The sequence below is a fragment of the Brevundimonas sp. genome (assembly GCF_036405315.1).
Classification (GTDB): domain Bacteria; phylum Pseudomonadota; class Alphaproteobacteria; order Caulobacterales; family Caulobacteraceae; genus Brevundimonas.
Genome location: NZ_DASWXW010000076.1, coordinates 1 through 4,849, shown reverse-complemented (window position 1 = coordinate 4,849; position 4,849 = coordinate 1). Strand labels below are relative to the sequence as shown.

Annotated in this window: 5 protein-coding genes; 4 read left to right on the top strand and 1 reads right to left on the bottom strand. The window is 67.4% G+C overall.

From position 1 onward, the window contains the following. Positions 1-523: ABC transporter ATP-binding protein (locus VGE49_RS04910; protein ID WP_331033455.1), on the bottom strand; the 523-nt coding region annotated here is incomplete at its 3' end. Positions 524-659: 136 nt separating this feature from the next. Between VGE49_RS04910 and VGE49_RS04905 the strand changes: the two genes are divergently transcribed. The 4 genes from VGE49_RS04905 to VGE49_RS04890 form a co-directional block, all read left to right on the top strand. Continuing rightward, positions 660-1,244 (top strand): lipocalin family protein, encoded by a 585-nt coding sequence (locus VGE49_RS04905; RefSeq protein WP_331033454.1) that lies wholly within the window; start codon positions 660-662, stop codon positions 1,242-1,244. A gap of 10 nt (positions 1,245-1,254) precedes the next feature. After that, on the top strand, positions 1,255-2,574 hold the full coding sequence (locus VGE49_RS04900) for a PQQ-dependent sugar dehydrogenase (RefSeq protein WP_331033453.1): 1,320 nt from the start codon (positions 1,255-1,257) through the stop codon (positions 2,572-2,574). Between the two features lie 255 nt (positions 2,575-2,829). Beyond that, positions 2,830-4,629 carry a long-chain-acyl-CoA synthetase gene (locus VGE49_RS04895; protein WP_331033452.1) on the top strand — a complete coding sequence of 600 codons (1,800 nt, stop codon included), beginning with the start codon at positions 2,830-2,832 and terminating at the stop codon, positions 4,627-4,629. Positions 4,630-4,727: 98 nt separating this feature from the next. Beyond that, positions 4,728-4,849, top strand: a 122-nt coding sequence (locus tag VGE49_RS04890; RefSeq protein ID WP_331033456.1) for a motility-associated protein, incomplete at its 3' end; no start/stop codon positions are given.

The following is a 4,849-nucleotide window of genomic DNA, read 5'->3' as shown; positions in this document are numbered from 1 at the left end:
CCCACATGTCGCGGCGCAGCTCCACGTCCACGCCCGCCGTCGGCTCGTCCAGGAACAGGATGTCGGGTTCGTGGCTCAGGGCCTTGGCGATCATGACGCGGCGCTTCATCCCGCCGGACAGGGTCATGATCTTGGCGTCCTTCTTGTCCCACAGGCTGAGGTCGCGAAGGATGCGCTCGACATAGGCCGGGTTCGGCGCCTTGCCGAACAGGCCCCGGCTGAAGGTGACGGTGGCCCAGACGGTTTCAAAGGCGTCCGTCGTCAGCTCCTGCGGCACCAGGCCGATCTTGGTGCGGGCGGCGCGATAATCCTTCTGGATGTCGTGGCCGTCGGCCGTCACCGTCCCGGTCGAGGGCGTGACGATGCCGCAGACGATGGAGATCATCGTCGTCTTGCCCGCCCCGTTCGGCCCCAGCAGGGCGAAGATTTCGCCCTTCTCGATCTCCAGATCGATGGGCTTCAGCGCCTGATGGCCGGACTTGTAGGTCTTGGTCAGACCCTGAATGGTGATGACTGACGGCATGGCCCCTCCCGGCGAGGCTTGGCAGATAGGAAGGCGTGGCGGCGCGCTCAAGACCCGCCGCCGACCGGTTTCCCGGCGCCAGTCATCCGACAGGGAACGGCGCACGTAAACCTGTGTCCGTCAAACGGAGGCTATCATGCCCGTCGCCGCCCTGCCCTTGCGTCGCCTCGCCCTTGCGGCGCCGGCCGCCGCCCTGATTCTGATGCTGGTCCTGACCCTGGGCGCCTGCGCCACGGCCCCGTCCATGAGCGAAACCCGCGCGCCCCAGCCGCTGAAGCCCGTCGACGCCCAGCGCCTGTGGTCGGGCCGCTGGCACGAGGTGGCGCGCCTGCCCATGAAGATCACCGACGGCTGCGTCGCCGGGGCCAGCCACTACGACTTCAGCCCGCCGACCCGCGTGGCGGTGCGCGACACCTGCCAGGTCGGCACGCCCCAGGGCCGCGAGAAGGCCATCGAGGGCCGCGGCGAGATTCTCGACCCCGGCATGAACGCCAAGCTGCGGGTCAAATACCTGTGGGGTTTCGTCACCTGGGACTACTGGGTGCTGGACCGCGCCGAGGACTACAGCTGGTTCATCTCGTCGGACCCGACCTTCGACAAGCTGTTCATCTATACCCGCGAGGTCCCAACGCCCGACCAGCTGGCGCGTCTGACGCGACGGGCGGGCGAACTGGGTTATGATGTCAGCCGACTGGAGTTCCCCGCCCTGCCCGAACGCTGAGGAGACTTGCATGAGCCGTCGCCGCCTCGTCGCCGCCCTGCCCCTGCTGACGGCGCTTGCCGCCTGCGGCACGGAAAGCGCCCTGCCGGAAAGCGCCGGCTTCGGCCCCGATCCGCAACTGCCCGAGGCCCGGGTCCAGCGCGTGCCGACGGTCAAGATCGCGACGGCGATCGGCTGGCCCGCGGGCCGCACCCCGGTCGCGGCGCCGGGCCTGGCCGTCAACGCCTTCGCTGTCGGACTGGACCATCCGCGCTGGCTCTACGAACTGCCCAACGGCGACGTCCTGGTGGCCGAGACCAACGCCCCGCCCAAGCCGGAAGCCAGCGGCGGCGGTATTCGCGGCTGGTTCGAGCGCCGCATCATGGGCAAGGCCGGCGCCCGCGTGCCCAGCGCCAACCGCATCAGCCTGCTGCGCGACGCCGACGGCGACGGCGCGGCGGAAACGAAGACCGTCTTCCTGTCCGGCCTGACCTCGCCCTTCGGCATGGCCCTGGTCGGCGACCGCCTGTTCATCGCCAACGCCGACGCCCTGGTCGCCGTCCCTTATCAGAGCGGCCAGACGCAAATCAGCGTCGCGCCGGTCAAGGTCGCGGACCTGCCCGCCGGGCGCAACCACCACTGGACCAAGAGCCTGGTCGCCTCGGCGGACGGATCGAAACTCTATGTCGGCGTCGGCTCCAACTCCAACGTCGGCGAGAACGGCCTGGACGAGGAGGTCGACCGCGCCGCCGTGCTCGAGATCGACCCGGCCACCGGCGCGCGCCGCGTCTTCGCCTCGGGCCTGCGCAACCCCGTCGGCATGGCCTGGAACCCCGAGGACGGACGGCTGTGGGTCTCGGTCAACGAGCGCGACGAGATCGGCGACGACCTGGTGCCCGACTACATGACCTCGGTCACGCCCGGCGGCTTCTACGGCTGGCCGTGGAGCTATTACGGTCAGACGGTCGATGCGCGGGTCCAGCCGCCCCGCCCCGACATGGTCGCCAAGGCGATCAAGCCCGACTACGCCCTCGGCTCGCACACGGCCTCGCTCGGCCTGACCTTCTATACCGGGGCCCTGATGCCCCAGTGGCGCAACGGGGCCATCGTCGGCCAGCACGGCTCGTGGAACCGCAACCCGCCCGCCGGCTACAAGGTCATCTTCGTCCCCTTCAGCGGCGGCAAGCCGGCGGGACCGCCGCAAGACGTCCTGACCGGCTTCCGCAACGCCAAGGGCGAGGCCATGGGCCGTCCGGTCGGGGTTCTGGGCGTCCGCTCCGGCGCCCTGCTGGTGGCTGACGACGTGGGCGACGCGATCTGGCGGGTGACGCCCCGATCCGCTGGGCAATAACGCCCTTGCCGAACCGCAGTCATCGAAAGGAAAACCTCAGGTCAATTCTACAACGCGTCTTGGCCGTAACTTCAGATTCAGCCTCATCAAGTTGACCTAGCGTCGCGGAGCATCCTTACGCAGCGTCATCGAAATCGTCCTTCAAGCATCTTTTCGTGAAACATTGTCGCGATGGCCGATGCGGACCTGTTGACCCGCCGCCGTCGCCCGTTCATCACCCTTGAAAAGCAATATCTGGGAAGAGGCGGCGCAACCATGGGACTGGCAGCGAACATCCGGCGCGATATCAAGTTCGCGAGCGGGCTGTACCGCCTCCTGAAGCGCATCAAGCCCATCACGCTCGACAGCGACGTCCTGCTCTGTGACGACCTCGAAGAGGCGGTCGACAAGTTCGGCGACAACATCGCCATCCAGGACGAGCAGCGCAGCATCACCTATCGCGAGTTCGAGGCCCTGGCGAACCGCTACGCCAACTGGGCTCGCGGTCGGAACCTGAAGCGCAGCGACGTCATCGCCCTGGTGATGCACAACCGCGTCGAATACGTCGCCGCCTGGTTCGGTTTCTCCAAGGTCGGGGTGGCCACGGCCCTGATCAACACCAATCTGACGGGCGCGGCGCTCGCCCACTGCCTGACCATCTCCAACGCCTTCAACGTCGTCACTGACCAGGATTGCTGGCGGGCGGTGGAGGAGGCCCGCCCCTTCGTCGATCGCAACCTGATGATCTGGGTGCACGGCCTGGCTGACGAGGACGAGACCAATGACCGCCGCGACATCGACAACGCCGTGCGCAGCGCCTCCTCGGTGCGTCCCGACAAGAGCCTGCGCAGCGGCCTGACCAACCGCGACACGGCGCTCTACATCTTCACCTCGGGCACCACCGGCCTGCCCAAGGCGGCGCGCATCCCGCATTCGCGCGCGCGAACCTATATGCGCGCCTTCGCCGGGGCCACGGCTTCGACGCAAACCGACGCCCTCTACAACTGCCTGCCCCTCTATCACTCGACCGGGGGTCTGGTCGGGGTCGGCTCGGTCCTGCTGAACGGCGGGCGGATGATCGTTCGCCGCCGTTTCTCCTCGACCCATTTCTGGCCGGACGTGAAGGCCTCGGGCGCGACCATGTTCGTCTATATCGGCGAGCTGTGCCGCTATCTGGTCAACTGCCCGCCCAACGAGGACGAGCGCGCGCACAAGCTGCGCCTGGCCTTCGGCAACGGCCTGCGCCCCGACGTCTGGAGCGAGTTCCAGTCGCGCTTCGGCATCAAGGACATCATGGAGTTCTACGGCTCCACCGAGGGCAACGTCTCCCTGTTCAACTTCGACGGCAAGGCCGGCGCCATCGGCCGCGTGCCCAGCTATCTGAAGTCGCAGATCAACATCCGCCTGATCGCCCTGGACCCCGAGACGGGCGAGCCCCTGCGCCGCGCCGACGGCATGTGCCAGCTGGTCTCGGTCGGCGAGACGGGCGAGGCCATCGGCCAGATCGCCTCGGACATCCGCCACGACTTCTCGGGCTACGCCGACAAGAAGGCCTCGGAGAAGAAGATCCTCACCGACGTCTTCAAGAAGGGCGACCGCTGGTTCCGCACCGGCGACCTGATGCGTCAGGACCGCGAAGGCTATTTCTACTTCATGGACCGCCTGGGCGACACCTATCGCTGGAAGGGCGAGAACGTCTCCACCGCCGAGGTCGAGCAGCGCCTGCATGACGCCCCCGGCGTCCAGGAAGTCATCGCCTACGGCGTCGCCGTCCCCGGTCAGGAAGGCAAGGCGGGCATGGCCGGCCTGGTGCTGGAAGGCAAGTTCGATCCCGCCGCCTTCGCCGCCTACGCCGACGAGCAGCTGCCGCCCTACGCCCGCCCGGTCTTCCTGCGCCTGATGAAGTCGGCCGAGACCACCGGCACCTTCAAATACCGCAAGGTCGATCTGGTCGCCGACGGCTTCGATCTGGAGAAGGTCACGGGCCCGGTCTATGTGCGCGGCGGCAAGGCAGGCTATCAGAAGCTGACCCCCAAGGCCTACGAAGCGATCCTGAGCGGGGAGACGCGGCTCTGATTTCACGTCCCGAACCGGGATTGGCGAAACCCGCCCTTAAGCATTAACGCGGATAACGGGCGTCCTGAGTTTTCTCCCGCAGGACGTCCGACCGCCCCATGTTCCAGATTATCGGCATTGTCCTGCTGTTCGCCATGGTGTTCGGCAGCTACGTCCTGGCGGGCGGCAAGTTCGGCGTCATCATGCACGCCCTGCCGCACGAGTTCATGGCCATCGGCGG

Coding starts and splice junctions, on each gene's coding strand:
- VGE49_RS04905 (WP_331033454.1), top strand. CDS start 660: ATGCCCGTCGCCGCCCTGCCCTTGCGTCGCCTCGCCCTTGCGGCGCCG.
- VGE49_RS04900 (WP_331033453.1), top strand. CDS start 1,255: ATGAGCCGTCGCCGCCTCGTCGCCGCCCTGCCCCTGCTGACGGCGCTT.
- VGE49_RS04895 (WP_331033452.1), top strand. CDS start 2,830: ATGGGACTGGCAGCGAACATCCGGCGCGATATCAAGTTCGCGAGCGGG.